This window comes from Rhizobium sp. AN73 (assembly GCF_030757975.1).
Lineage (GTDB): Bacteria > Pseudomonadota > Alphaproteobacteria > Rhizobiales > Rhizobiaceae > Agrobacterium > Agrobacterium arsenijevicii.
On record NZ_JARWME010000001.1, the window covers coordinates 2,157,310 to 2,181,726 of the forward strand.

Annotated in this window: 27 protein-coding genes and 3 pseudogenes; 15 read left to right on the forward strand and 15 right to left on the reverse strand. The window is 56.3% G+C overall.

The window, feature by feature from the left end; genetic code table 11:
- Positions 1-8 precede the first annotated feature (8 nt).
- The 5 genes and pseudogenes from RBH10_RS09745 to RBH10_RS09765 all read right to left on the reverse strand — a co-directional run bounded on the left by RBH10_RS09745 (position 9) and on the right by RBH10_RS09765 (position 5,554).
- Positions 9-1,619, reverse strand: coding sequence for an ABC transporter ATP-binding protein (locus tag RBH10_RS09745; protein WP_281039714.1), 1,611 nt, complete (start codon positions 1,617-1,619; stop codon positions 9-11).
- Position 1,620: 1 nt separating this feature from the next.
- A pseudogene (locus RBH10_RS09750) lies at positions 1,621-2,746 on the reverse strand (ABC transporter permease).
- Positions 2,739-3,662: an oligopeptide ABC transporter permease OppB gene (oppB, locus tag RBH10_RS09755; protein WP_045022787.1), complete on the reverse strand. Its 924-nt coding sequence runs from the start codon at positions 3,660-3,662 to the stop codon at positions 2,739-2,741. The pseudogene RBH10_RS09750 and the gene oppB (RBH10_RS09755) overlap by 8 nt, the downstream one beginning before the upstream one ends.
- Before the next feature lie 52 nt (positions 3,663-3,714).
- Positions 3,715-5,310 (reverse strand): peptide ABC transporter substrate-binding protein, encoded by a 1,596-nt coding sequence (locus RBH10_RS09760; RefSeq protein ID WP_281039716.1) that lies wholly within the window; start codon positions 5,308-5,310, stop codon positions 3,715-3,717.
- Positions 5,311-5,410: 100 nt separating this feature from the next.
- Positions 5,411-5,554, reverse strand: coding sequence for a hypothetical protein (locus RBH10_RS09765; RefSeq protein ID WP_281039717.1), 144 nt, complete (start codon positions 5,552-5,554; stop codon positions 5,411-5,413).
- Between RBH10_RS09765 and RBH10_RS09770 the strand changes: the two genes are divergently transcribed.
- The 3 genes from RBH10_RS09770 to RBH10_RS09780 all read left to right on the forward strand — a co-directional run bounded on the left by RBH10_RS09770 (position 5,489) and on the right by RBH10_RS09780 (position 6,940).
- Positions 5,489-5,638, forward strand: a complete 150-nt coding sequence (locus RBH10_RS09770; RefSeq protein ID WP_281039724.1) for a hypothetical protein — start codon at positions 5,489-5,491, stop codon at positions 5,636-5,638. The genes RBH10_RS09765 and RBH10_RS09770 overlap by 66 nt on opposite strands.
- Before the next feature lie 742 nt (positions 5,639-6,380).
- Positions 6,381-6,674 (forward strand): hypothetical protein, encoded by a 294-nt coding sequence (locus RBH10_RS09775; protein ID WP_281039718.1) that lies wholly within the window; start codon positions 6,381-6,383, stop codon positions 6,672-6,674.
- Positions 6,671-6,940, forward strand: a complete 270-nt coding sequence (locus RBH10_RS09780; RefSeq protein ID WP_045022701.1) for a DUF1488 domain-containing protein — start codon at positions 6,671-6,673, stop codon at positions 6,938-6,940. The genes RBH10_RS09775 and RBH10_RS09780 overlap by 4 nt, the downstream gene beginning before the upstream one ends.
- Positions 6,941-7,014: 74 nt before the next feature.
- On the opposite strand, the pseudogene RBH10_RS09785 reads toward RBH10_RS09780, so the two are convergent.
- Positions 7,015-7,295, reverse strand: a pseudogene (locus tag RBH10_RS09785) (hypothetical protein).
- 665 nt (positions 7,296-7,960) lie between these two features.
- On the opposite strand from RBH10_RS09785, the gene RBH10_RS09790 reads away from it, so the two are divergent.
- Positions 7,961-8,401 (forward strand): hypothetical protein, encoded by a 441-nt coding sequence (locus RBH10_RS09790; RefSeq protein WP_306180551.1) that lies wholly within the window; start codon positions 7,961-7,963, stop codon positions 8,399-8,401.
- Complete coding sequence (locus RBH10_RS09795; RefSeq protein ID WP_306180552.1) at positions 8,341-9,189, forward strand: glycoside hydrolase family 28 protein; 849 nt, start codon at positions 8,341-8,343, stop codon at positions 9,187-9,189. Before RBH10_RS09790 ends, RBH10_RS09795 begins: the two co-directional genes overlap by 61 nt.
- Positions 9,190-9,258: 69 nt before the next feature.
- Here the strand turns inward: RBH10_RS09795 and RBH10_RS09800 are convergent, their stop codons facing one another.
- Both RBH10_RS09800 and RBH10_RS09805 read right to left on the reverse strand, forming a co-directional pair.
- Positions 9,259-9,987: a DeoR/GlpR family DNA-binding transcription regulator gene (locus tag RBH10_RS09800; protein ID WP_306180554.1), complete on the reverse strand. Its 729-nt coding sequence runs from the start codon at positions 9,985-9,987 to the stop codon at positions 9,259-9,261.
- A gap of 354 nt (positions 9,988-10,341) precedes the next feature.
- On the reverse strand, positions 10,342-10,560 hold the full coding sequence (locus RBH10_RS09805) for a hypothetical protein (protein WP_306180555.1): 219 nt from the start codon (positions 10,558-10,560) through the stop codon (positions 10,342-10,344).
- Positions 10,561-12,471: 1,911 nt separating this feature from the next.
- Between RBH10_RS09805 and RBH10_RS09810 the strand changes: the two genes are divergently transcribed.
- Positions 12,472-12,639, forward strand: coding sequence for a hypothetical protein (locus RBH10_RS09810; protein WP_306180556.1), 168 nt, complete (start codon positions 12,472-12,474; stop codon positions 12,637-12,639).
- Positions 12,640-13,280: 641 nt separating this feature from the next.
- Here RBH10_RS09810 and RBH10_RS09815 read toward each other — a convergent pair.
- Positions 13,281-13,442: a hypothetical protein gene (locus RBH10_RS09815; protein WP_306180557.1), complete on the reverse strand. Its 162-nt coding sequence runs from the start codon at positions 13,440-13,442 to the stop codon at positions 13,281-13,283.
- Positions 13,432-14,145, reverse strand: a complete 714-nt coding sequence (locus tag RBH10_RS09820; protein WP_306180558.1) for a glycoside hydrolase family 28 protein — start codon at positions 14,143-14,145, stop codon at positions 13,432-13,434. Before RBH10_RS09820 ends, RBH10_RS09815 begins: the two co-directional genes overlap by 11 nt.
- 819 nt (positions 14,146-14,964) lie before the next feature.
- Between RBH10_RS09820 and RBH10_RS09825 the strand changes: the two genes are divergently transcribed.
- The gene (locus RBH10_RS09825; protein ID WP_281039723.1) at positions 14,965-15,246 is read left to right on the forward strand and encodes a hypothetical protein; all 282 of its coding nucleotides are present in this window, start codon (positions 14,965-14,967) and stop codon (positions 15,244-15,246) included.
- Between the two features lie 74 nt (positions 15,247-15,320).
- On the opposite strand, the gene RBH10_RS09830 is transcribed toward RBH10_RS09825, so the two are convergent.
- From RBH10_RS09830 to RBH10_RS09840, 3 genes are all read right to left on the reverse strand, one after another.
- Positions 15,321-15,590 (reverse strand): DUF1488 domain-containing protein, encoded by a 270-nt coding sequence (locus tag RBH10_RS09830; RefSeq protein ID WP_045022701.1) that lies wholly within the window; start codon positions 15,588-15,590, stop codon positions 15,321-15,323.
- Positions 15,587-15,880: a hypothetical protein gene (locus RBH10_RS09835; RefSeq protein WP_281039718.1), complete on the reverse strand. Its 294-nt coding sequence runs from the start codon at positions 15,878-15,880 to the stop codon at positions 15,587-15,589. Before RBH10_RS09835 ends, RBH10_RS09830 begins: the two co-directional genes overlap by 4 nt.
- A gap of 742 nt (positions 15,881-16,622) precedes the next feature.
- Positions 16,623-16,772, reverse strand: a complete 150-nt coding sequence (locus tag RBH10_RS09840) for a hypothetical protein (protein ID WP_281039724.1) — start codon at positions 16,770-16,772, stop codon at positions 16,623-16,625.
- Between RBH10_RS09840 and RBH10_RS09845 the strand changes: the two genes are divergently transcribed.
- From RBH10_RS09845 to RBH10_RS09875, 7 genes and pseudogenes are all read left to right on the forward strand, one after another.
- Positions 16,707-16,850, forward strand: a complete 144-nt coding sequence (locus RBH10_RS09845) for a hypothetical protein (RefSeq protein ID WP_281039717.1) — start codon at positions 16,707-16,709, stop codon at positions 16,848-16,850. The genes RBH10_RS09840 and RBH10_RS09845 overlap by 66 nt on opposite strands.
- A gap of 100 nt (positions 16,851-16,950) precedes the next feature.
- Positions 16,951-18,546 (forward strand): peptide ABC transporter substrate-binding protein, encoded by a 1,596-nt coding sequence (locus RBH10_RS09850; RefSeq protein ID WP_281039716.1) that lies wholly within the window; start codon positions 16,951-16,953, stop codon positions 18,544-18,546.
- A gap of 52 nt (positions 18,547-18,598) precedes the next feature.
- Positions 18,599-19,522 (forward strand): oligopeptide ABC transporter permease OppB, encoded by a 924-nt coding sequence (oppB, locus tag RBH10_RS09855; RefSeq protein ID WP_045022787.1) that lies wholly within the window; start codon positions 18,599-18,601, stop codon positions 19,520-19,522.
- A gap of 29 nt (positions 19,523-19,551) precedes the next feature.
- Positions 19,552-20,642: pseudogene (locus RBH10_RS09860) on the forward strand (ABC transporter permease).
- A 1-nt stretch (position 20,643) separates the two neighbouring features.
- Positions 20,644-22,254, forward strand: a complete 1,611-nt coding sequence (locus RBH10_RS09865) for an ABC transporter ATP-binding protein (RefSeq protein ID WP_306180559.1) — start codon at positions 20,644-20,646, stop codon at positions 22,252-22,254.
- A 374-nt stretch (positions 22,255-22,628) separates the two neighbouring features.
- Positions 22,629-23,015, forward strand: coding sequence for a hypothetical protein (locus RBH10_RS09870; protein WP_306180583.1), 387 nt, complete (start codon positions 22,629-22,631; stop codon positions 23,013-23,015).
- Positions 23,016-23,031: 16 nt separating this feature from the next.
- A complete protein-coding gene (locus RBH10_RS09875; protein ID WP_306180560.1) occupies positions 23,032-23,376 on the forward strand; it encodes a hypothetical protein in 345 nt (114 codons plus the stop codon).
- A 69-nt stretch (positions 23,377-23,445) separates the two neighbouring features.
- Here RBH10_RS09875 and RBH10_RS09880 read toward each other — a convergent pair whose 3' ends face one another.
- Positions 23,446-23,859, reverse strand: coding sequence for a hypothetical protein (locus RBH10_RS09880; RefSeq protein WP_306180584.1), 414 nt, complete (start codon positions 23,857-23,859; stop codon positions 23,446-23,448).
- Here RBH10_RS09880 and RBH10_RS09885 point away from each other — a divergent pair.
- On the forward strand, positions 23,834-24,025 hold the full coding sequence (locus tag RBH10_RS09885) for a LuxR C-terminal-related transcriptional regulator (RefSeq protein ID WP_306180561.1): 192 nt from the start codon (positions 23,834-23,836) through the stop codon (positions 24,023-24,025). The two genes, RBH10_RS09880 and RBH10_RS09885, sit on opposite strands and share 26 nt — an antisense overlap.
- Before the next feature lie 138 nt (positions 24,026-24,163).
- Here RBH10_RS09885 and RBH10_RS09890 read toward each other — a convergent pair.
- Positions 24,164-24,417 (reverse strand): hypothetical protein (locus tag RBH10_RS09890; protein WP_306180562.1); only part of this gene is annotated, 254 nt, incomplete at its 5' end.

The following is a 24,417-nucleotide window of genomic DNA, read 5'->3' on the forward strand; positions in this document are numbered from 1 at the left end:
GCGATAATCTATGGTGTCACTTCCGCTGAAAACGCGGATTTGATGAGTGTTTCGGTATATTCAGCCGTCGGCCTCGTGAATATGGCGTCCGTTTCTCCCTCCTCCACAATCTTCCCGTTTCTCATGACGATGACGTAATCCGAAATGGCCTTGATGACAGAAAGGTCGTGGCTAATGAAGATGTAAGAGAGGCCATGCGCCTTCTGCAGATCACGCAGCAGGTCGATAACCTGTCCTTGAACGGATCGGTCCAGCGCAGATGTAGGTTCGTCAAGAATGACGACCTCGGGCTTGAGGATGATGGCACGGGCAATTGCGATACGCTGACGTTGTCCGCCTGAAAACTCGTGAGGGTAGCGGTTGCGGGCGGCCGGATCGAGACCGACTTCTTTCAGTGCTTCGATTGCCCGCTTGTCCCGCTCCGGTCGGCTCAGCTGTTGCTCGTGTACGAACAGACCTTCAGTGATTATCTCTCCGACCGTCTGTCTTGGCGAAAGCGACCCATAGGGGTCCTGAAACACAAGCTGCAAATGCCGCCGCAACGGCCGCATGGCCTTTCGGTCAAGACTGGTGATTTCCGTCTTGCCGAAGAAAATGCGGCCGTTTGCATGTGCAAGACGCAGAAGCGCGCGGCCGAGTGTTGACTTGCCCGATCCGGATTCACCGACGATGCCGATGGTCTGTCCCTGGCGAAGGTTGACATTGACGCTGTCGACAGCCCGAAAATGGCTCGACTTCGACAGGAAGCCACCCGGAATTTTATAATCGACCGTCACGTTCTGGCCGGACAGGACGACCGGCGCCGCGTCGCCTACCGACGGCTTGTGCCCGCTGGGTTCTGCATCGAGAAGCATCCTGGTGTAGTCCGCCTGCGGGCGCTCGAAGATATCTTCCGTCGTGCCGGATTCGACAATCTCCCCGCGGCGCATGACAGCGACGCGATCGGCGAAATGACGGACAACGCCGAGATCGTGCGTGATTAGAACGATGGCCATGCCGAAGCGTTGCTGCAACGACTTCAGAAGGTCGAGGATCTGCGCCTGTATCGTCACGTCAAGCGCGGTGGTTGGCTCATCCGCAATCAAAATGTCCGGCTCGTTCGCGAGAGCCATGGCGATCATGACGCGCTGGCGCTGACCACCGGAAAGTTCATGCGGATAGCTGTCGATACGCCGCTCCGGGTCGGGAATTCCCACAAGCTTCAGGAGCTCCAGAACACGAGCACGGGCTTCCTTTTTACTGCCGCCCCTATGGTGGATGATCGGCTCGGCGATCTGCGTGCCGATCCTGTAGAGAGGATCGAGCGAGGTCATCGGCTCCTGGAAAATCATGGTGATTTTCGCGCCGCGGATATTGTTCAGCTCGCTGACCGGCAAGTTTATCAACTCGCGTCCACGATATTCAGCCGAACCCTGGATGACACCGTTGGATGCAAGCAATCCCATGATGCCCATCATGGTCTGGCTTTTGCCGGAACCGGATTCCCCGACGACAGCAAGTGTTTCACCCTGTTTGACGTCAAGATTGATGCCTTTGACGGCGTTTACGGTGCCGTCAGGCGTGGTGAAATCGACCTTGAGATTACGGACGGTGAGGATGGTTTCAGATGTCGTATTCATGTCAACGATCCTTGGGATCGAGTGCGTCACGCAACCCATCGCCCACAAAATTCAGCGAAAACAGGGTCAGCACGAAGAAGATTGCCGGGAATATCAGCAGCCACGGGGCCGATTGGATATTGTTGGCACCTTCGGAAATCAGCGCACCCCAGCTCGTCAATGGCGCCTGCACGCCAAGACCGAGGAAGGATAGGAAGCTTTCCAGAAGAATGACTTTGGGTACGACAACCGTGACGAACACGACCACCGGGCCAATGGTGTTGGGGATGATGTGACGTCGGATGATCTGCCAGTCGCTCAAACCCAGGGCCTGGGCGGCGCTTACAAATTCCCGCCTTTTCAACGCAAGCGTCTGGCCACGCACGATACGCGCCATATCCAGCCATTCCACCGCGCCGATGACCAGAAAGATCAGGATGAAGCTGCGGCCGAAAAAGACCACCAGAACGACAACCAGAAAGACGAAGGGCAGCGAATAGAGGATTTCGACGAAACGCATCATCACATTGTCGACGCGCCCGCCGATGTATCCCGCCGTTGCGCCGTAGAGAACGCCGATGCCGAGCGAAACGAGGCTGGCGAGAATGCCGACGGCGATGGAGATTTGACCGCCCAGCATGACGCGGGCCAGCATATCGCGACCGTTGGAATCCGTGCCGAAGAAGAAGTATTCGCGGTTTACATCGCCTTCCAGCTTCAGCGTTCGACCGTCATCTTCCGTTGCAACGACCTTCGTGTTTTCGAATTCGTTGGCGCGGTCGAAATAACGTGTCGTGCGCGGGTCAATCGGGCCGCTGGAGGTGACGGTTGCGGTGAAGGTCTGCCCTTCGACGGAAAACTCCTTCAGCTCCACGCGGGCGCGGCCTGCCACACCTTCCATGACGCTCTGGAGGTTGTTGACGTCCGGGCGTGGCTCGAGGCTTGGCGCGACGGAGACATAGGACGAAAACACCTGATCATAGGTGTGAAAGGAAATGCGGGCCGATAAATGAGAACAGTGTGATCAGCACGAGCATGATGGAGCCGGCCATGGCGGCCTTGTTTCGTCTGAAACGCAGGGCTGCAAGCTGGAACAGGCTTCGGCTTTTCACCGATTGAGGGGCTATGTTGCCGGAGATATCAGTCATGTCTGACCCTCGGATCGAGCAGGCCGTAGAGAATATCGACCACGAGATTGAACAGGATGACGAAAATGGCGACGAGAACAACGGTTCCCATGACCAGCGTGTAGTCACGATTGATCGCGCCAAGAACGAAGTAGCGGCCGACACCGGGAATGGTGAAGATCGTCTCGATGACCGCCGAGCCCGTCAGCAGTGCTGCGGCACAGGGCGCCAGATAGGAAACGACCGGCAACATCGCCGCCCGCATCGCGTGAACCACCACCACGCTGCGCGCTGGAAGGCCATAAGCCCTGGCGGTGCGAATATGGTCCATGCGCAGAGCCTCGATCATCGCACCGCGTGTCAGACGCGCGATGACCGCAAGCTGCGGTAAAGCCAGCGCGATCATCGGAAGAACGAGATATCGCAGCGACCCATCACCCCAGCTGCCCGCGGGCAGAAGCCCGAGCAACACCGCGAAGATCAGCGTGAGAACAGGCGCGACAACGAAGTTCGGCACGGTGATGCCGACGGTAGAGACGGACATGATCGAGAAATCGAAGGCGCTGTTCTGCCTGAGCGCGGCAAAGGTGCCGGCAAGAATGCCGCCGACCAGCGCCAGCAAAAGAGCATAACAACCGAGCTCCAGCGAATAAGGCAGACCCTTGCCGATCAACTGGGCGACGGTGTTGTCCTTGTAGATGTAGCTCGGACCGAAATCGCCGGTGACGGCATTGCCGAGATAGATGAGATACTGGCGCCACAATGGCTCATCCAGATGATAGGTTCTCATCAGGTTTTCCATCGTCTGCGGCGGCAGGGGGCGTTCGAGGTTGAACGGACCGCCCGGTGCAAAACGCATCAGGAAAAACGAAATCGTGACGACGATAAACAAAGTCGGCACGGCGCTCGCCAAACGGCGCAGAATAAACAAGATCATGGCTTCGGGCTCCGGCATGGCACGGTGGTGTCAGCCACCGTGCCGGCACTGCTTATTCGGAAACGCTCAGGAAGCGGCTGAGGTGTTCGTTAGCAGCATTGTCTTCCCAACCCTTGACGCGGTTGGAAACCAGCCACAGGTCTGCCTGCGTCAGAAGCGGAGCAACCGGCTGTTCCTTCATGAGGATGGTTTCTGCCTCATGCAGCAGCTTGGAGCGAGCTGCTGGATCCTTTTCGTCATATGACTTCTTCATCAGCGCGTCATATTCAGCGTTGTTGAACTTCGAGTAGTTGAAGGTCTTGTTGGAGGATATGGAAAGGGCGAGGAAGTTTTCCGCATCCGCATAGTCGGCAACCCACCCGGCACGCGCCACGTTAAATTTGCCGCCTTCCTGCAGATAGCCATAGTGCGAGGCGACGTCGAGGTTCACCAGCGACACCTTCGCGCCGAATGTGTTCTTCCACATATCCGCAATAGCCGTTGCGACGCGTTCATGGTTCGGGTTGGTGTTGTAACGGATTTCGATGGAAAGCGGCTTGCCGCCCTCGCCGTAACCGGCTTCCTTCATAAGTTTGAGGGCCTCGTCTTCGCGATCAAGCTGCGACAGCGTCGCAAAATCGGCTTTAGCGGGCTCGCCGTAGGAGGCCATGCCCGGAGGAACCATGGAATAGGCGGGAACCTGTGAACCGCTGTAGATTTCCTTGGCAAGGAAGTCGCGGTCCACCGCCATCGACAGGGCTTGGCGGACACGGACATCGTTATACGGGGCTTCGCGGGTATCGAAGGTATAATAGTAGGTGGCAAGCGTCGGCGAAACGTGAACCTGTTCACCATAGGCCTTGCGCAGACGGTCGATCTGATCTGCGGAAAAATTGTAAGCGAGGTCCATTTCCTTCGCCTCGAAACGACGAACGGATGCGGCCTGGTCATCCACTGGGTAGAAGATGACCTTATCGATCTTGGTGTTCGATGCATCCCAGAAACTGGTGTTCTTGACGACCGTCAAGCTGTCATTCGGGACGTGCGCTTCGAGCTTGTATGCACCATTCGAGACCATGACGCCCGGCTTTACGAAGTTGGTGCCGTTCTTCTCAAAGCTCGCCTTCGATATGGGCAGAGCCGCCTGATGGGCAAGCAGTTCAACGAAGAACGGTGTCGGGCGCTCAAGTGTGATCTCAAGTGTCTTGTCATCCACCGCCTTCACGCCAAGCTGATCAACCGGAGTTTCGCCCTTGTTGATCTTTTCGGCGTTCTTGATCGGGTAAAGAATGTTCGCATATTTTGCGGCGGTCTTCGGGTCCTCGACGCGTTGGTAGGAGAAAACAAAATCTCCAGCCGTTACCGGAGCACCATCCGACCACTTCGCATCCGCACGCAGTTTGAAGGTATAGACGGTGCCATCCTCAGACAGCGTCCAGCTTTCTGCCGTACCGGGAATGATCTTGCCGGCAGCATCGTAAATGGTGAGACCTTCATAAAGGTCTTTCAGGATAAAGGCTTCGATGTTGATGGAAGTCTGTGCCTGATCGAGCGTCTGCGGTTCCCCAGCATTGCCGCGGTGCAGAACTGTTTCTGCAAGTGCGGAACTGGCGCCAATCAGAAGCGATCCTACCAGCAGAGTGGCGCGAGTTGTTGTTGTTATCGACATTGTTTTCTCTCCCCGTGAGTATTTTGATTCCATAAACAAGGCCAAATTGCTCCGAAGCGCAATTACAATAAATTGTAAGTTCATACGGGAGCCGCGACTTTCACTTTGGCTGACGCCCATCCGGAAACAAGCTGTCCCACAGCGAAGATAAAGGCCCTCGGCGGTGATTGCCGGGCGCATGATGCAACACCCAGTCGGCAACCATGCCTTTGGCGAGGAGGCGTTCTTCGACGACAGCCGACACCAGCGCGATGTTCTGTTGTGGGGAGAGCTCGAGCGGCAGGGCAATTGCGCCCTGTCCGAAACCACTCCCGGAACGGCGCGATGATCTGCGAGACAGAAGGACTTGCCGACTGCTGTTTCTTCTAGTCGCAAGGAGAGAGTGAGATGGTGGCTGGCTCCGTTCAGACAAGGTGCGTCGACAGCCAAATTCATTGCAAGAAATACCTCAGATCAGCGAGATGTCTCTCGTGCCAGCAACAGTGCCGACGAACAAACCAAGCCGCGGCTGATGCCAATCGCCCTTGATCTGATGCCGATCGTGGTGATCGGTAATGCGTAGGGCGGCGTGCCGAAACGGAGGCTTATTCGCGCCATTTTTGCCTGGCAGATTTTAGCTTCCGCCTTGTTTTCCGCGCAATCCAGGCGCAGAAACAAGCTTCGTTGTGCTGGCCACTTGGCTCCTTGGGGGCAGAGAGGCGCCGTCTTCTCTTCGATATCCTGTCGCGACTGTTTGTGCTGACGCTGCCGTATTCCTGTGCGACAATACCCCCGCGCTGTCACCCATTCTGGTAGGAGCTTGCCAGTTGACGGGCCGGCCATACCACCCCAGTTGCACAACGCAGATCATCTGCATTTCTTCAATGCCCTCTGCGGGGCATCTGGTCGTTTCGTCCATACATTTTCTCGGAATCCACCGGGACGGACACGGCATCTCAATCTTGCCGCTGCCTGCCTGAAGCAGCACTCTTATCGATAAGAGCGTTCGGCCAGGAGACAGGAACACAGCAATCGCGACGTAAAATGAGACTGGCTCCACGGGCGACGAAAGCCGCGCGGGAGAGCTTCGGATGAAAGGCAAAATCATGGATATTCATAACGAGCAAAGACGCCAGGCACTCAGGATCGAAGTTTGGGAGAACGAAGGCGGGGCTTCCGTCGCCGATACGCTCGACTCCCAATATGGAAGAAGGATCGAGCGGGATCAGACATGGACGATATACCATGTATTCACCGGCGTGCCGGTACGGGTAGGTGGCCGCCGGCTGACTGAACTCAACATATCCGAAGCGACCGATGGGATGTTGTCTCTCAATCGCCGCAACGCTTTGCGAAGGGAAGAACGCAACAGGTGTCAGCCATGACGCTGGCTTTCCCAAACTCGGCCCGCAGTTTTGACGAAGTGCGTAAAGCTGTGCGGTTTTTCGGCCATGACGGCATGTTCGAAATCCGGTTTTTTGTTGAGGCTGCGGCGCTGGCCAAAGGCCGCGTGCCTGCGACAGGCATGTCTGAAGCCCAGTGCCTTTCGTCTTTCGACGCAATGCGTACGCCCATCTATGCGGCCGCGAAGAAGGTGTACGCCAAGTACCGGCGCAATCTGAACGTCCTGACAATTTCCGACTTCGGCTAGGCCATGCCGATACCGGTCCCGTAGCGCCAAGACATAATTTCTCCGCTCGCTGGCAACGCTCGACCAAGGCGCAATTACGGAACGGCGCGCGGGCTGACGGCAGCGCCATCACGAGCCAACGCCTCATCTATCTCGGCTGATGATACCTGAAGGAACTGGCGCCGGGTTACCGCGACGGAGATCGCGGAATCTCAAGGTGGGTTGCTACCCGGCGATATGCCGTGAAGCTCAAGCCTTCGATCAGTTCCTCGTCCACGACCAGACGGTATGTGCCCGCTCCCAAGGGTTCCGAAAGAGATTCCAGACGGAATGGATGTGTGAATGTGATTTCAGTCTCTGTGGTTCTTTCGATCATGTCGACCACCGCTTTCCGTTGCGTCATAACCGGCGCATTTGCAGTCGGTTATTGCAACTATGCGCTGATCAGGACGTAAACGATCAGCGCGACACTGGCCGCAGACAAGACGTAGCCAGCCAGAGTCGGGAGATGATATTTCGTCGGTTGGTGAAATATGGAAGACATGGCGTCCTCCTCTGTCGGGGCCAGGGTATTCAACCCTTAAACAGCAGCGCCCGTAATATGGCTGCTGGAGTAATCACAGTGGACCTGTTTCTGTTTTTTAGCAATGAAACAATTTCGGTGGTCTGGAGGTGCTTATCAAAGGCCTCCGTCTTCGTTTGTAGAGCCTTAGCTAGTCGGAGGAGAGGTTGTGGTGATTGCCTCTACGGAGAGTGACTGTGCACATTGCTCGCGCCTATATCCAGTTGCCAAGTCGATAAATTGTTCAGAGTAACAGTGGCAACGTTGTCATAAATTCGTCCGAAGACGATGATGAAAATCGCGACTGGAATTGAAATATATTCGTTGTCGAGATCAATCTCATGCCCCTGGCTCCACCATCATTTCCCGTTGGCCGGTATATTGCGGCCCTTGTCTTTCTTTTCAGTCTGCCGCCCCATACCGCTCAGGCATATGATCGCCGTGAGGTCGTGGAACCGTCCTTGCCAACGCATGTCTGCATGACACTGTCGGCGGAGACAACCGCTACTCAACTGGAAGAGAGTGGTGGCGACACGGGCCGTCTGCAATTCGCAATCGATCGATGTCAGGCGGGGGGAGCGGTCCGGCTTGTTCCGGGCGGGCAGGGAGGCCGGTTTTTCAGCGGCCCGTTGATCATGAAGTCTGGTGTGACGTTGTGGATCGATCAGGGTGCCGTGCTGACGGCAGTCTCCGATCCGCGCGTCTATGACCGCGGTAACGGTCGCTGCGGTATGATCGACGACAAGGGTAAGGCATGCCGGCCCTTCATTCTGTTCGATGGGACACAGGGCGGCGGCATCGTCGGCGACGGCGCAATCGACGGTCGCGGCGGCGAAACCATGGCCGGCCGAAGCGAAACATGGTGGCAACTTGCTCGCCGCGCCCAGGCCCAGGGGGAAAGCAAAACAATCCTCGCCTGATAGAGGTCGACAATGCCCGCGACATCACCTTCTACCGGATCATGCTGCGCAATTCACCCAACTTCCATGTCATGCTGAATAGTGTTGCCGGTGCCACTGTCTGGGGTGTGCGGATCGATACGCCCGCAGACGCCCGCAACACGGACGGTATAGATCCCGCTGCATCTCAGGACATTACCATCGCCCACAGCTTCATCCGCACCGGTGATGACAATATCGCGATCAAGGCCGGAAATGGTCCGACCCGGCATGTCTCGATTGTGAACGATCATTTCTATTGGGGGCATGGCCTGTCGATCGGCAGTGAGACGAATGCCGGGGTCAGCGACATTCTCGTTCGTGACGTGACGCTCGATGGTACGGCCTCAGGGCTGAGGATCAAGAGCGACGTCAGCCGCGGCGGCGCGGTTCGCGGGGTGCATTATGAGAAGGTCTGTCTGCGCAACAACAGGAAGCCGGTCGATTTCGATACGCGGTATGATGACAAGGCGAAGGGCAACGCCATCCCGGTCTATAGCGATATCGTTCTGCATCATGTGACGGGGCAGAACGGAACGCTCGTTCTCCGCGGTTATGACGGTGCGCACCCGCTTGACGTGGTATTTGATGATGTGCGCTTCGAGCAAAACGTCATGTGGAACGTCGAGAACGCGAAGCTTTCTGTCGGACCTGGAGGTCTCACGCCACCTGCGCCGGAGGTCGCCGGTCCAACCGTGACGGACGATGCCGTCGACGGCTGCAATGCGCGTTGGGTTGCGTTTCCGGTTGCAAATGGGACACGATCCTGATCCAGCCGGGCACAGGAGGTGCTCCGTCTGCGCACCCCGGATAGGGGAGCACACCGTTGTCGGTTTGTTTCAACCCCATGGTGCAGGCTGATCCGCAACAATTGAATTGAAGTCGCCAATGGAAGCGTAGCGCGCGGCTCGCACCTTGCCGAACTTGCTGGCGTCCACCACAAGATGCTTTTGCACCGAGCGTTGCATAACCATCTGTTTGATCGGCACTTCGTGGAAATGTGAACAGGTGACGCCGTGCTGGTCGTCCACGCCACCGGCAGACAAAAATGCTTTGTTGATGTTGATGCGCTTCAGCACCTCAATGCCCTCATCCCCCGAAAACGAGGCGGCTTCCGGGTGATAGAGCCCGCCGAGCATGATCAGGCGGACATCGCTTCTGCTCGCCAGCTCCTCTGCAACATTGAGGGAGTAGCAGATGACGGTTACATGGGCGTTAGCCGGAATTTGCCGCGCCAGATGCGGCATTGTCGTTCCGCAATCGATGAATACGGTATCATATGGTTCGATCAGAGCTGCCGCCTGCGTACAGGCGCGCGCCTTGGCTGTCGCGTGGCAGTCCTTTTCCTGGTCCAGCACATAGTCGCTGTTCACAGCGCCGTCCTGAACCGGAATAATGTAGCCGCCAAGACAGCTCAGCCGCTCACCGTCGGCGGCAATGTCGCGGCGAATGGTAATTTCGGATACGCCAAGCCGGGAAGCCGCGTCCCGTAGCCTCAGCACGCCCGTTTCCTGAACAAGAAGAGCCAGCGCGTCCAACCTGGCATTGTGTGCACTTATTCTGCTCACCGTATCTCCGCTTTCGGTTTGTCCCCTGCGCTTCTTATTTGGGTGTTACTTTCCTGGCAATTGCCCCCTGACTGCGCTTGACAAGGGAACGCCAATCATGAAACGATCGAAACATAATGATCGGATTGTATCATAATAATTCGCATTATCGGGAGAGGAAAACAACAGGTTTCTGGGTCGCATAGTGGTCCATGTACCGGGGCGTGGGAAGCCTTTCTGGGAGAATAAGGAGGCGTCAGGCGCGTGAGAAGCGATTGCCGGCGTTAGGGATCGAACATTGTCGGGTGCTGCGACCGGGATAGGCGCGGCACATTGAATCCGGTTGTTGGTGAAGGTTTTCAGCTGTTGGCCGCATCAGAATGTCGACCGTTTTCCTCTGTAGGTTGATGGCGGTGGTAATGCTTCATGAGCTTGCGCGAGCGTTTCCATCCATGTTGCGAGGCCATCGGGAACTGTATCGTTGCCGGCTTCCAGCGCCTCGATCCATGAGAGTTCACATTGCAAGGCAGAGGCAATATTGATCGGCGTCCAGCGGATCACCCGCAGGCATTCATTAAAGCGTTCTGGCGACATGATGATTTGTTATGTTCCCCGTATTTTCGCGCAGAGGCTCCCCTCACGCAGCCGCGATAGTCAATCATTTTTGCAACTTTTGATAGGCTGAACGATCCGTATTTACCTGTCATTCGATTACATGAGGGGAGCACGCGCTGCAGGGCGTGCAGGCGGAATATTATACCTTCGCAATTGCTATTAATACATATATTTGTATATTTATACTTGTTGATCGGAATGAATTTTCCCTTATGCGAGGGTGAATTGGTGGCTTGGTTAGGATCAGATCAACGGCTGGAGGGTGTTGTCGGTAAAACATATAATTTATTCAACTGGACACGCAAAACATATAAATAAGCATAAACCAACCGCATTAAGGGGAGGATGGGGATTTGATTGGTAAAGCTCGTCTGTTTGTGCGCAGATAATTTTGGACCGCTATAACCATGTGATTTTATATAGGTTTTTACAGCGAGTGGATTTATTTATATGGGGAAGCGGGAAGGAATCTGATTGGGAAGTGGATTGAAAAGGCGACGAAAATTAGCGGCGATCGATTACAATAACAATATCATGATATTGTGTATTGTGATCGATCGCCGCTAATTTCGTCCCCTTAACCTAAATCTCACTTCCCAATCCAGGTTCCCCTCCCGCTTCCCCTTATAAATAAGTCCCCCTCGCTGTAAAAACCTGTATATACTTAAAAATCGCATGGTTATAGCGGTCCTAAATTATCTGCGCACAATTGATTTGGCTTTATCAATCAAATCCCCATCCTCCCACTTTAATGCGGTTTGGTTGATCTTTATTCATATGTTTTGCGTGCCCAACTGAAGGTAAATTATATGTTTTATCGAGCGCTCTCCCGCCGTTGATCCGTTTCTAACCAAACCACCGCATTCACCCTCACATGGGAAAATTTCATTCCGATCAACAAGTATAAAATTTACGGGAATTGTATGTATTGATGGCTTTTTTTCATTGCGAGGTATAATATCCCAGGCCTGCGCGCCCCGCAGCGCGTTACCTCCCCCTAATGTAATCGAACGACAGACAAATGGACGGATCATTCAGACTATCAAAAGTTCTCAAAAATGATTGACTATCGCGGCTGCGTCGACTGCGTCTGCGCGAAAATACTTTAACATAACAAATCGTCCTGTCGCCAGAGCGCTTTAATGAACGCCTGCGGGTGATCCACTCTGGACTCCTGATGTAATATTGCCTCTGCCTTGCAATGTGAAGCTCATGGATCGAGGCGCTGAAGCCGGCGACGATACAGTTCCCGATGGCCTCGCACCTGGAAGGAACGCTCGCGCAAGCCTCGCGAAACATTACCGCCTCCATCAACCTGCAGAGGAAAACGGTCGACATTCTGATGCGGCCAACAGCTGAAAACCTTCACCAACAACCCGGATTCAATGTGCCGCGCCTATCCCGGTCGCAGCACCCGACAATGTTCGATCCCTAACGCCGGCAATCGCTTCTCACGCGCCTGACGCCTCCTTATTCTTCCAGAAAGGCTTCCCACGCCCCGGTACATGGACCACTATGCGACCCAGAAACCTGTTGTTTTCCTCTCCGATAATGCGAATTATTATGATACAATCCGATCTAACATGTTTCGATCGTTTCATGATTGGCGTTCCTTGTCAACGCGCAGTCACAGGGCAATTGCCAGGAAAGTAAAACGCAAATAAGAAGCGCAGGGGACAAGCCGAAAGCGGAGATACGGTGAGCAGAATAAGTGCACGCAATGCCAGTTGGACGCGCTGGCTCTTCTTGTTCAGGAAACGGGCGTGCTGAGGATACGGGACGCGGCTTCGGCTTGGCGTATCCGAAATTACCATTCGCCGCGACATTGCCGCCGACGGTGAGCGGCTGAAAAGGCTTGGCGGCTACATTATTCCGGTTCAGGACGGCGCTGTGAACAGCGACTATGTGCTGGACCAGGGAAAGGACTGCCACGCGACAACCAAGGCGCGCGCCTGTACGCAGGCGGCAGCTCTGATCGAACCATATGATACCGTATTCATCGATTGCGGAACGGCTGTGCCGCATCTGGCTGGCAAATTCCGGCTAACGCCCATGTAACCGTCATCTGCTACTCCCTCAATGTTGCAGAGGAGCTGGCGGTAGAAGAAGCGATGTCCCATGATCATGCTCGGCGGGCTCTATCACCCGGAAGCCGCCTCGTTTTCGGGGGATGAGGGCATTGAGGTGCTGAAGCGCATCACGTAACCAAAGCATTTTTGTCTGCCGGTGGCGTGGACGACCAGCACGGCGTCACCTGTTCACATTTCCACGAAGTTCGATCAAACAGATGGTTATGCCACGCTCGGTGCAAAAGCATCTTGTGGTGGACGCCAGCAAGTTCGGCAAGGTGCGAGCCGCGCGCTACGCTTCCATTGGCGACTTCAATTCCAATTGTTGCGGATCAGCCTGCACCATGGGGTTGAAGCAAACCGACAACGGTGTGCTCCCCTATCCGGGGTGGGCAGACCGACACCTCCTGTGCCCGGCTGGATCAGGGTCGTGTCCCATTTGCAACCGGAAACGCAACCCAACGCGCATTGCAGCCGTCCGGCATCGTCCGTCACGGTTGGACCGGCGACCTCCGGCGCAGGTGGCGTGAGACCTCCAGGTCCGACAGAAAGCTTCGCGTTCTCGACGTTCCACATGACGTTTTGCTCGAAGCGACATCGTCAAATACCACGTCAAGCGGGTGCGCACCGTCATAACCGCGGGAGAACGGGCGTTCCGTTCTGCCCCGTCACATGATGCAGAACGGTATCGCTATAGACCCGGATGGCGTTGCCCTTCGCCTTGTCATCATACCGCGTATCGAAATCGACCGGCTTCCTGTTGTTGCGCAGACAGACCTTCTCATAATGCACCCCGCGAACCGCGCCGCCGCGGCTGACGTCGCTCTTGATCCTCAGCCCTGGAGGCCGTACCATCGAGCGTCACGTCACGAACGAGAATGTCGCTGACCCCGGCATTCGTCTCACTGCCGATCGACAGGCCATGCCCCCAATAGAAATGATCGTTCACAATCGAGACATGCCGGGTCGGACCATTTCCGGCCTTGATCGCGATATTGTCATCACCGGTGCGGATGAAGCTGTGGGCGATGGTAATGTCCTGAGATGCAGCGGGATCTATACCGTCCGTGTTGCGGGCGTCTGCGGGCGTATCGATCCGCACACCCCAGACAGTGGCACCGGCAACACTATTCAGCATGACATGGAAGTTGGGTGAATTGCGCAGCATGATCCGGTAGAAGGTGATGTCGCGGGCATTGTCGACCTCTATCAGGCGAGGATTGTTTTGCTTTCCCCCCTGGGCCTGGGCGCGGCGAGCAAGTTGCCACCATGTTTCGCTTCGGCCGGCCATGGTTTCGCCGCCGCGACCGTCGATTGCGCCGTCGCCGACGATGCCGCCGCCCTGTGTCCCATCGAACAGAATGAAGGGCCGGCATGCCTTACCCTTGTCGTCGATCATACCGCAGCGACCGTTACCGCGGTCATAGACGCGCGGATCGGAGACTGCCGTCAGCACGGCACCCTGATCGATCCACAACGTCACACCAGACTTCATGATCAACGGGCCGCTGAAAAACCGGCCTCCTGCCCGCCCGGAACAAGCCGGACCGCTCCCCCGCCTGACATCGATCGATTGCGAATTGCAGACGGCCCGTGTCGCCACCACTCTCTTCCAGTTGAGTAGCGGTTGTCTCCGCCGACAGTGTCATGCAGACATGCGTTGGCAAGGACGGTTCCACGACCTCACGGCGATCATATGCCTGAGCGGTATGGGGCGGCAGACTGAAAAGAAAGACAAGGGCCGCAATATACCGGCCAACGGGAAATGATGGTGGAGCCAGGGGCATGAGATTGATCTCGACAACGAATATATTTCAATTCCAGTCGCGATTTTCATCATCGTCTTCGGACGAATTTATGACAACGTTGCCACTGTTACTCTGAACAATTTATCGACTTGGCAACTGGATATAGGCGCGAGCAATGTGCACAGTCACTCTCCGTAGAGGCAATCACCACAACCTCTCCTCCGACTAGCTAAGGCTCTACAAACGAAGACGGAGGCCTTTGATAAGCACCTCCAGACCACCGAAATTGTTTCATTGCTAAAAAACAGAAACAGGTCCACTGTGATTACTCCAGCAGCCATATTACGGGCGCTGCTGTTTAAGGGTTGAATACCCTGGCCCCGACAGAGGAGGACGCCATGTCTTCCATATTTCACCAACCGACGAAATATCATCTCCCGACTCTGGCTGGCTACGTCTTGTCTGCGGCCAGTGTCGCGCTGATCGTTTACGTCCTGATCAGCGCATAGTTGCAATAACCGACTGCAAATGCGCCGGTTATGACGCAACGGAAAGCGGTGGTCGACATGATCGAAAGAACCACAGAGACTGAAATCACATTCACACATCCATTCCGTCTGGAATCTCTTTCGGAACCCTTGGGAGCGGGCACATACCGTCTGGTCGTGGACGAGGAACTGATCGAAGGCTTGAGCTTCACGGCATATCGCCGGGTAGCAACCCACCTTGAGATTCCCGCGATCTCCGTCGCGGTAACCCGGCGCCAGTTCCTTCAGGTATCATCAGCCGAGATAGATGAGGCGTTGGCTCGTGATGGCGCTGCCGTCAGCCCGCGCGCCGTTCCGTAATTGCGCCTTGGTCGAGCGTTGCCAGCGAGCGGAGAAATTATGTCTTGGCGCTACGGGACCGGTATCGGCATGGCCTAGCCGAAGTCGGAAATTGTCAGGACGTTCAGATTGCGCCGGTACTTGGCGTACACCTTCTTCGCGGCCGCATAGATGGGCGTACGCATTGCGTCGAAAGACGAAAGGCACTGGGCTTCAGACATGCCTGTCGCAGGCACGCGGCCTTTGGCCAGCGCCGCAGCCTCAACAAAAAACCGGATTTCGAACATGCCGTCATGGCCGAAAAACCGCACAGCTTTACGCACTTCGTCAAAACTGCGGGCCGAGTTTGGGAAAGCCAGCGTCATGGCTGACACCTGTTGCGTTCTTCCCTTCGCAAAGCGTTGCGGCGATTGAGAGACAACATCCCATCGGTCGCTTCGGATATGTTGAGTTCAGTCAGCCGGCGGCCACCTACCCGTACCGGCACGCCGGTGAATACATGGTATATCGTCCATGTCTGATCCCGCTCGATCCTTCTTCCATATTGGGAGTCGAGCGTATCGGCGACGGAAGCCCCGCCTTCGTTCTCCCAAACTTCGATCCTGAGTGCCTGGCGTCTTTGCTCGTTATGAATATCCATGATTTTGCCTTTCATCCGAAGCTCTCCCGCGCGGCTTTCGTCGCCCGTGGAGCCAGTCTCATTTTACGTCGCGATTGCTGTGTTCCTGTCTCCTGGCCGAACGCTCTTATCGATAAGAGTGCTGCTTCAGGCAGGCAGCGGCAAGATTGAGATGCCGTGTCCGTCCCGGTGGATTCCGAGAAAATGTATGGACGAAACGACCAGATGCCCCGCAGAGGGCATTGAAGAAATGCAGATGATCTGCGTTGTGCAACTGGGGTGGTATGGCCGGCCCGTCAACTGGCAAGCTCCTACCAGAATGGGTGACAGCGCGGGGGTATTGTCGCACAGGAATACGGCAGCGTCAGCACAAACAGTCGCGACAGGATATCGAAGAGAAGACGGCGCCTCTCTGCCCCCAAGGAGCCAAGTGGCCAGCACAACGAAGCTTGTTTCTGCGCCTGGATTGCGCGGAAAACAAGGCGGAAGCTAAAATCTGCCAGGCAAAAATGGCGCGAATAAGCCTCCGTTTCGGCACGCCGCCCTACGCATTACCGATCACCACGATCGGCATCAGATCAAGGGCGATTGGCATCAGCCGCGGCTTGGTTTGTTCGTCGGCACTGTTGCTGGCACGAGAGACATCTCGCTGATCTGAGGTATTTCTTGCAATGAATTTGGCTGTCGACGCACCTTGTCTGAACGGAGCCAGCCACCATCTCACTCTCTCCTTGCGACTAGAAGAAACAGCAGTCGGCAAGTCCTTCTGTCTCGCAGATCATCGCGCCGTTCCGGGAGTGGTTTCGGACAGGGCGCAATTGCCCTGCCGCTCGAGCTCTCCCCACAACAGAACATCGCGCTGGTGTCGGCTGTCGTCGAAGAACGCCTCCTCGCCAAAGGCATGGTTGCCGACTGGGTGTTGCATCATGCGCCCGGCAATCACCGCCGAGGGCCTTTATCTTCGCTGTGGGACAGCTTGTTTCCGGATGGGCGTCAGCCAAAGTGAAAGTCGCGGCTCCCGTATGAACTTACAATTTATTGTAATTGCGCTTCGGAGCAATTTGGCCTTGTTTATGGAATCAAAATACTCACGGGGAGAGAAAACAATGTCGATAACAACAACAACTCGCGCCACTCTGCTGGTAGGATCGCTTCTGATTGGCGCCAGTTCCGCACTTGCAGAAACAGTTCTGCACCGCGGCAATGCTGGGGAGCCTCAGACGCTCGATCAGGCACAGACCTCGATCAACATCGAAGCCTTTATCCTGAAAGACCTTTATGAAGGTCTCACCATTTACGATGCTGCCGGCAAGATCATTCCCGGTACGGCAGAAAGCTGGACGCTGTCTGAGGATGGCACCGTCTATACCTTCAAACTGCGTGCGGATGCGAAGTGGTCGGATGGTGCTCCGGTAACGGCTGGAGATTTTGTTTTCTCCTACCAGCGCGTCGAGGACCCGAAGACCGCCGCAAAATATGCGAACATTCTTTACCCGATCAAGAACGCCGAAAAGATCAACAAGGGCGAAACTCCGGTTGATCAGCTTGGCGTGAAGGCGGTGGATGACAAGACCCTTGAGATCACACTTGAGCGCCCGACACCGTTCTTCGTTGAACTGCTTGCCCATCAGGCGGCTCTGCCCATATCGAAGGCGAGCTTTGAGAAGAACGGCACCAACTTCGTAAAGCCGGGCGTCATGGTCTCGAATGGTGCATACAAGCTCGAAGCGCACGTCCCGAATGACAGCTTGACGGTCGTCAAGAACACCAGCTTCTGGGATGCATCGAACACCAAGATCGATAAGGTCATCTTCTACCCAGTGGATGACCAGGCCGCATCCGTTCGTCGTTTCGAGGCGAAGGAAATGGACCTCGCTTACAATTTTTCCGCAGATCAGATCGACCGTCTGCGCAAGGCCTATGGTGAACAGGTTCACGTTTCGCCGACGCTTGCCACCTACTACTATACCTTCGATACCCGCGAAGCCCCGTATAACGATGTCCGTGTCCGCCAAGCCCTGTCGATGGCGGTGGACCGCGACTTCCTTGCCAAGGAAATCTACAGCGGTTCACAGGTTCCCGCCTATTCCATGGTTCCTCCGGGCATGGCCTCCTACGGCGAGCCCGCTAAAGCCGATTTTGCGACGCTGTCGCAGCTCGATCGCGAAGACGAGGCCCTCAAACTTATGAAGGAAGCCGGTTACGGCGAGGGCGGCAAGCCGCTTTCCATCGAAATCCGTTACAACACCAACCCGAACCATGAACGCGTCGCAACGGCTATTGCGGATATGTGGAAGAACACATTCGGCGCGAAGGTGTCGCTGGTGAACCTCGACGTCGCCTCGCACTATGGCTATCTGCAGGAAGGCGGCAAATTTAACGTGGCGCGTGCCGGGTGGGTTGCCGACTATGCGGATGCGGAAAACTTCCTCGCCCTTTCCATATCCTCCAACAAGACCTTCAACTACTCGAAGTTCAACAACGCTGAATATGACGCGCTGATGAAGAAGTCATATGACGAAAAGGATCCAGCAGCTCGCTCCAAGCTGCTGCATGAGGCAGAAACCATCCTCATGAAGGAACAGCCGGTTGCTCCGCTTCTGACGCAGGCAGACCTGTGGCTGGTTTCCAACCGCGTCAAGGGTTGGGAAGACAATGCTGCTAACGAACACCTCAGCCGCTTCCTGAGCGTTTCCGAATAAGCAGTGCCGGCACGGTGGCTGACACCACCGTGCCATGCCGGAGCCCGAAGCCATGATCTTGTTTATTCTGCGCCGTTTGGCGAGCGCCGTGCCGACTTTGTTTATCGTCGTCACGATTTCGTTTTTCCTGATGCGTTTTGCACCGGGCGGTCCGTTCAACCTCGAACGGCCCCTGCCGCCGCAGACGATGGAAAACCTGATGAGAACCTATCATCTGGATGAGCCATTGTGGCGCCAGTATCTCATCTATCTCGGCAATGCCGTCACCGGCGATTTCGGTCCGAGCTACATCTACAAGGACAACACCGTCGCCCAGTTGATCGGCAAGGGTCTGCCTTATTCGCTGGAGCTCGGTTGCTATGCTCTTTTGCTGGCGCTGGTCGGCGGCATTCTTGCCGGCACCTTTGCCGCGCTCAGGCAGAACAGCGCCTTCGATTTCTCGATCATGTCCGTCTCGACCGTCGGCATCACCGTGCCGAACTTCGTTGTCGCGCCTGTTCTCACGCTGATCTTCGCGGTGTTGCTCGGGCTTCTGCCCGCGGGCAGCTGGGGTGATGGGTCGCTACGCTATCTCGTTCTTCCGATGATCGCGCTGGCTTTACCGCAGCTTGCGGTCATCGCGCGTCTGACACGCGGTGCGATGATCGAGGCTCTGCGCATGGACCATATTCGCACCGCCAGGGCTTATGGCCTTCCAGCGCGCAGCGTGGTGGTGGTTCACGCGATGCGGGCGGCGATGCTGCCGGTCGTTTCCTATCTGGCGCCCTGTGCCGCAGCACTGCTGACGGGCTCGGCGGTCATCGAGACGATCTTCACCATTCCCGGTGTCGGCCGCTACTTCGTTCTTGGCGCGATCAATCGTGACTACACGCTGGTCATGGGAACCGTTGTTCTCGTCGCCATTTTCGTCATCCTGTTCAATCTCGTGGTCGATATTCTCTACGGCCTGCTCGATCCGAGGGTCAGACATGACTGATATCTCCGGCAACATAGCCCCTCACATCGGTGAAAAGCCGAAGCCTGTTCCAGCTTGCAGCCCTGCGTTTCAGACGAAACAAGGCCGCCATGGCCGGCTCCATCATGCTCGTGCTGATCACACTGTTCTCATTTATCGGCCCGCATTTCCTTTCACACACCTATGATCAGGTGTTTTCGTCCTATGTCTCCGTCGCGCCAAGCCTCGAGCCACGCCCGGACGTCAACAACCTCCAGAGCGTCATGGAAGGTGTGGCAGGCCGCGCCCGCGTGGAGCTGAAGGAGTTTTCCGTCGAAGGGCAGACCTTCACCGCAACCGTCACCTCCAGCGGCCCGATTGACCCGCGCACGACACGTTATTTCGACCGCGCCAACGAATTCGAAAACACGAAGGTCGTTGCAACGGAAGATGACGGTCGAACGCTGAAGCTGGAAGGCGATGTAAACCGCGAATACTTCTTCTTCGGCACGGATTCCAACGGTCGCGATATGCTGGCCCGCGTCATGCTGGGCGGCCAAATCTCCATCGCCGTCGGCATTCTCGCCAGCCTCGTTTCGCTCGGCATCGGCGTTCTCTACGGCGCAACGGCGGGATACATCGGCGGGCGGGTCGACAATGTGATGATGCGTTTCGTCGAGATCCTCTATTCGCTGCCCTTCGTCTTTCTGGTTGTCGTTCTGGTGGTCTTTTTCGGCCGCAGCTTCATCCTGATCTTTCTGGTCATCGGCGCGGTGGAATGGCTGGATATGGCGCGTATCGTGCGTGGCCAGACGCTTGCGTTGAAAAGGCGGGAATTTGTGGCGCAGCCCAGGCCCTGGGTTTGAGCGACTGGCAGATCATCCGACGTCACATCATCCCCAACACCATTGGCCCGGTGGTCGTGTTCGTCACGGTTGTCGTACCCAAAGTCATTCTTCTGGAAAGCTTCCTATCCTTCCTGGGCCTTGGCGTGCAGGCGCCATTGACGAGCTGGGGTGCGCTGATTTCCGAAGGTGCCAACAATATCCAATCGGCCCCGTGGCTGCTGATATTCCCGGCAATCTTCTTCGTGCTGACCCTGTTTTCGCTGAATTTTGTGGGCGATGGGTTGCGTGACGCACTCGATCCCAAGGATCGTTGACATGAATACGACATCTGAAACCATCCTCACCGTCCGTAATCTCAAGGTCGATTTCACCACGCCTGACGGCACCGTAAACGCCGTCAAAGGCATCAATCTTGACGTCAAACAGGGTGAAACACTTGCTGTCGTCGGGGAATCCGGTTCCGGCAAAAGCCAGACCATGATGGGCATCATGGGATTGCTTGCATCCAACGGTGTCATCCAGGGTTCGGCTGAATATCGTGGACGCGAGTTGATAAACTTGCCGGTCAGCGAGCTGAACAATATCCGTGGCGCGAAAATCACCATGATTTTCCAGGAGCCGATGACCTCGCTCGATCCTCTCTACAGGATCGGCACGCAGATCGCCGAGCCGATCGTCCACCATAGGGGCGGCAGTAAAAAGGAAGCCCGGGCTCGTGTTCTGGAGCTCCTGAAGCTTGTGGGTATTCCGGACCCGGAGCGGCGTATCGACAGCTACCCGCATGAACTTTCCGGTGGCCAGCGCCAGCGCGTCATGATCGCCATGGCTCTCGCGAACGAGCCGGACATTTTGATTGCGGATGAGCCAACCACCGCGCTTGACGTGACGATACAGGCGCAGATCCTCGACCTTCTGAAGTCGTTGCAGCAACGCTTCGGCATGGCCATCGTTCTAATCACGCACGATCTCGGCGTTGTCCGTCATTTCGCCGATCGCGTCGCTGTCATGCGCCGCGGGGAGATTGTCGAATCCGGCACGACGGAAGATATCTTCGAGCGCCCGCAGGCGGACTACACCAGGATGCTTCTCGATGCAGAACCCAGCGGGCACAAGCCGTCGGTAGGCGACGCGGCGCCGGTCGTCCTGTCCGGCCAGAACGTGACGGTCGATTATAAAATTCCGGGTGGCTTCCTGTCGAAGTCGAGCCATTTTCGGGCTGTCGACAGCGTCAATGTCAACCTTCGCCAGGGACAGACCATCGGCATCGTCGGTGAATCCGGATCGGGCAAGTCAACACTCGGCCGCGCGCTTCTGCGTCTTGCACATGCAAAGGGCCGCATTTTCTTCGGCAAGACGGAAATCACCAGTCTTGACCGAAAGGCCATGCGGCCGTTGCGGCGGCAGTTGCAGCTTGTGTTTCAGGACCCCTATGGGTCGCTTTCGCCAAGACAGACGGTCGGAGAGATAATCACTGAAGGTCTGTTCGTACACGACCAACAGCTGAGCCGACCGGAGCGGGACAAGCGGGCAATCGAAGCACTGAAAGAAGTCGGTCTCGATCCGGCCGCCCGCAACCGCTACCCTCACGAGTTTTCAGGCGGACAACGTCAGCGTATCGCAATTGCCCGTGCCATCATCCTCAAGCCCGAGGTCGTCATTCTTGACGAACCTACATCTGCGCTGGACCGATCCGTTCAAGGACAGGTTATCGACCTGCTGCGTGATCTGCAGAAGGCGCATGGCCTCTCTTACATCTTCATTAGCCACGACCTTTCTGTCATCAAGGCCATTTCGGATTACGTCATCGTCATGAGAAACGGGAAGATTGTGGAAGAGGGAGAAACGGACGCCATCTTCACGAGGCCGGCGGCTGAATATACCGAAACACTCATCAAATCCGCGTTTTCAGCGGAAGTAACATCATAGATTATCGCCCGGCCGCGCCGGGCGCTCTCTGGCACTGTTACAGAAAAATCCAATTGTTGGGAGAAGTCTTATCATTCCGCGGCCACGCAATATTTGCGTGAGTTGACCAACGTCCTGGTGTGAAATCAGATCCGGTCACAGACGCGCCTGGCGCATTTCCGTGCCCTCCTTACCGCCCCTGCAACACTTGGCGAAACCGCGCGTTATAAGGGGCAGAAACTATCAAAATGCCGGGGGCAACATGGACGACAAGGTGAGCATTCCGAGGATCAACCGGCTCGTGTTGCAAAACCCTCATAGCGGGCCTCAGCGACGGGTTGATCCTGCTCGAAAGCGACGGAACAATCACCTGGGCCAACAAAGCGGCACTTCAGATGCACCGTCTTGAGACGATCCCGGAGCTTGGAGAGGATGCCGCTGCCTACCGCCGAAATTTCACGCTTCGATATCGCAACAACCATCTTCTCGATGAAGGGCAATACCCGCTGGAACGTCTTCTGGCGGGCGAAACGTTCGAAGATGTGACGGTGCAGATATCGCCGAGTGGCGATGAAGCGGAATACTGGATCCACGCGGTGCGAGGCCTCATTCTTGAAGATGCAGGTGCAAAGCCGGACGTTCTCGTGCTGATTATCCGGGACGAAACGCCGCGTTTCGAGGCCGAGGCACGCTTCGAGAGCGCCTTCAACGCCAATCCGGCACCGGGACTGATATGCCGGCTGGAGGACAAGCGCTGTCCGCGCCAATCAGGGCTTCCTTGAAATGACGGGAACAGCCGTGAAAGAGATCATCGGCATCAGTGTCGAGGAACTCGGCCTGTTTTTCGAATGCGACACCGGTGAGGACGCACTGACAAAGCTGGAGGGCGGCCGACATTCGCCAGCGCGAAGCGCTGATACCTATCCCGGAGGCGACAGGCTGGTTATCGTCGCTGGCGAAACGATCGCCGTTGCCGAAGAACCATGCATGCTGTTCACTTTCGCCGATCTGGATGGCCGCCGCAAAGGAAGCCCAGAACGCTCTGCGACAAAGCGAGGAACGCTTCTTCAAGTCCTTCCGCCTGTCCCCTGTCCCGGCAGCGATTTCGAGGCTCGACGACTTCGTATTTATGGAAGTCAATGACGCGTTTCTGGTCCTGTGTGGGCGCAATGAGGCCGAAGTCGTGGGCAAGACCGCCAGCCCGAATTGCGGCTATGGGAGGACGCGGGCGCGCGCCGCGACCTCGAAAAAGCGGCTGAAGGACAACATCCCCATCCGCGATGAAAACATGCGCATGAATCTTGCCGGTGGCAGCAGGCCGAGTGCATCATTTCCGCCGAACGCGCCGAGATCAACGATCAGCTCTGTGTCATCTGGGCGATACAGGATGTTACGGGGCGGCGCAGAACCGAGAACGAACTGATCGAAGCGATCGAAAGTGTCATGACCGATACATCCTGGTTCAGCCGCACGGTGGTCGAGCGGTTGGCCGGGCTGCGGCAGAACTCGCGGTGCAACGTCTTCCACCTCCCTCCAAGGATCTGACGGAGCGCGAGACAAAATCCTGTCACTGATCTGCGATGGTTGCAGCGACAAGGAAATGAGCGACAGGCTGAACCTGTCCAAGCATACGATCCATAACCACATCGCCTCGCTCTACGGCAAGATCGGTGTGAACCGCCGCACCGCCGCCGTTATCTGGGCGCGCGAACGCGGTTTTACCGGTCGGAAGGAAAATAACGGCCGCCTTTACGAAAATAGGTCAGTTAGTACCAGTTCAACTAGTAGCTAATGCTCTGCAATGGGCAGTTTTTCCGGCCTACCTTTCCATCATGCCGTTAGCAACAGCGGCGTCGTTTCTAACGATGGAAGGAGTTCGTCATGGACAATAACCGTATCGAAGGTGTCGCCCGCCAGGCAAAGGGCACGATCAAGGGAAGCCGCCGGAAAGATCATCGGCAACGACGAGGCCGGGCGGAAGGCAAAGCCGAAGCTGGCTGGCCAGGTACAGGAAAAGCTCGGCCAGGCGGACGCCGTCAAAAAAACCCTCAAGTGAACCACCAATGTTCACGGCAGGAGGTTTCACCATGATGCTTGCATATGGACCGGCCCAGCAGCAAGCTGCAATCCCCGCGAAGTCAGCCTGTGCGCCGCGCTGCAAGCCGTCATTGCCTATGCGGACGG

Excerpts from the sequence above, each read along its gene's own strand:
- RBH10_RS09745 (WP_281039714.1), bottom strand. The coding sequence starts at position 1,619 with ATGAATACGACATCTGAAACCATCCTCACCGTCCGTAATCTCAAGGTC.
- oppB (WP_045022787.1), bottom strand. The coding sequence starts at position 3,662 with ATGATCTTGTTTATTCTGCGCCGTTTGGCGAGCGCCGTGCCGACTTTG.
- RBH10_RS09760 (WP_281039716.1), bottom strand. The coding sequence starts at position 5,310 with ATGTCGATAACAACAACAACTCGCGCCACTCTGCTGGTAGGATCGCTT.
- RBH10_RS09770 (WP_281039724.1), top strand. The coding sequence starts at position 5,489 with ATGATGCAACACCCAGTCGGCAACCATGCCTTTGGCGAGGAGGCGTTC.
- RBH10_RS09775 (WP_281039718.1), top strand. The coding sequence starts at position 6,381 with ATGAAAGGCAAAATCATGGATATTCATAACGAGCAAAGACGCCAGGCA.
- RBH10_RS09780 (WP_045022701.1), top strand. The coding sequence starts at position 6,671 with ATGACGCTGGCTTTCCCAAACTCGGCCCGCAGTTTTGACGAAGTGCGT.
- RBH10_RS09790 (WP_306180551.1), top strand. The coding sequence starts at position 7,961 with ATGACACTGTCGGCGGAGACAACCGCTACTCAACTGGAAGAGAGTGGT.
- RBH10_RS09795 (WP_306180552.1), top strand. The coding sequence starts at position 8,341 with ATGGTGGCAACTTGCTCGCCGCGCCCAGGCCCAGGGGGAAAGCAAAAC.
- RBH10_RS09805 (WP_306180555.1), bottom strand. The coding sequence starts at position 10,560 with ATGTCGCCAGAACGCTTTAATGAATGCCTGCGGGTGATCCGCTGGACG.
- RBH10_RS09820 (WP_306180558.1), bottom strand. The coding sequence starts at position 14,145 with ATGAAGTCTGGTGTGACGTTGTGGATCGATCAGGGTGCCGTGCTGACG.
- RBH10_RS09825 (WP_281039723.1), top strand. The coding sequence starts at position 14,965 with ATGATCGAAAGAACCACAGAGACTGAAATCACATTCACACATCCATTC.
- RBH10_RS09830 (WP_045022701.1), bottom strand. The coding sequence starts at position 15,590 with ATGACGCTGGCTTTCCCAAACTCGGCCCGCAGTTTTGACGAAGTGCGT.
- RBH10_RS09835 (WP_281039718.1), bottom strand. The coding sequence starts at position 15,880 with ATGAAAGGCAAAATCATGGATATTCATAACGAGCAAAGACGCCAGGCA.
- RBH10_RS09840 (WP_281039724.1), bottom strand. The coding sequence starts at position 16,772 with ATGATGCAACACCCAGTCGGCAACCATGCCTTTGGCGAGGAGGCGTTC.
- RBH10_RS09850 (WP_281039716.1), top strand. The coding sequence starts at position 16,951 with ATGTCGATAACAACAACAACTCGCGCCACTCTGCTGGTAGGATCGCTT.
- oppB (WP_045022787.1), top strand. The coding sequence starts at position 18,599 with ATGATCTTGTTTATTCTGCGCCGTTTGGCGAGCGCCGTGCCGACTTTG.
- RBH10_RS09865 (WP_306180559.1), top strand. The coding sequence starts at position 20,644 with ATGAATACGACATCTGAAACCATCCTCACCGTCCGTAATCTCAAGGTC.
- RBH10_RS09870 (WP_306180583.1), top strand. The coding sequence starts at position 22,629 with ATGCACCGTCTTGAGACGATCCCGGAGCTTGGAGAGGATGCCGCTGCC.
- RBH10_RS09885 (WP_306180561.1), top strand. The coding sequence starts at position 23,834 with ATGAGCGACAGGCTGAACCTGTCCAAGCATACGATCCATAACCACATC.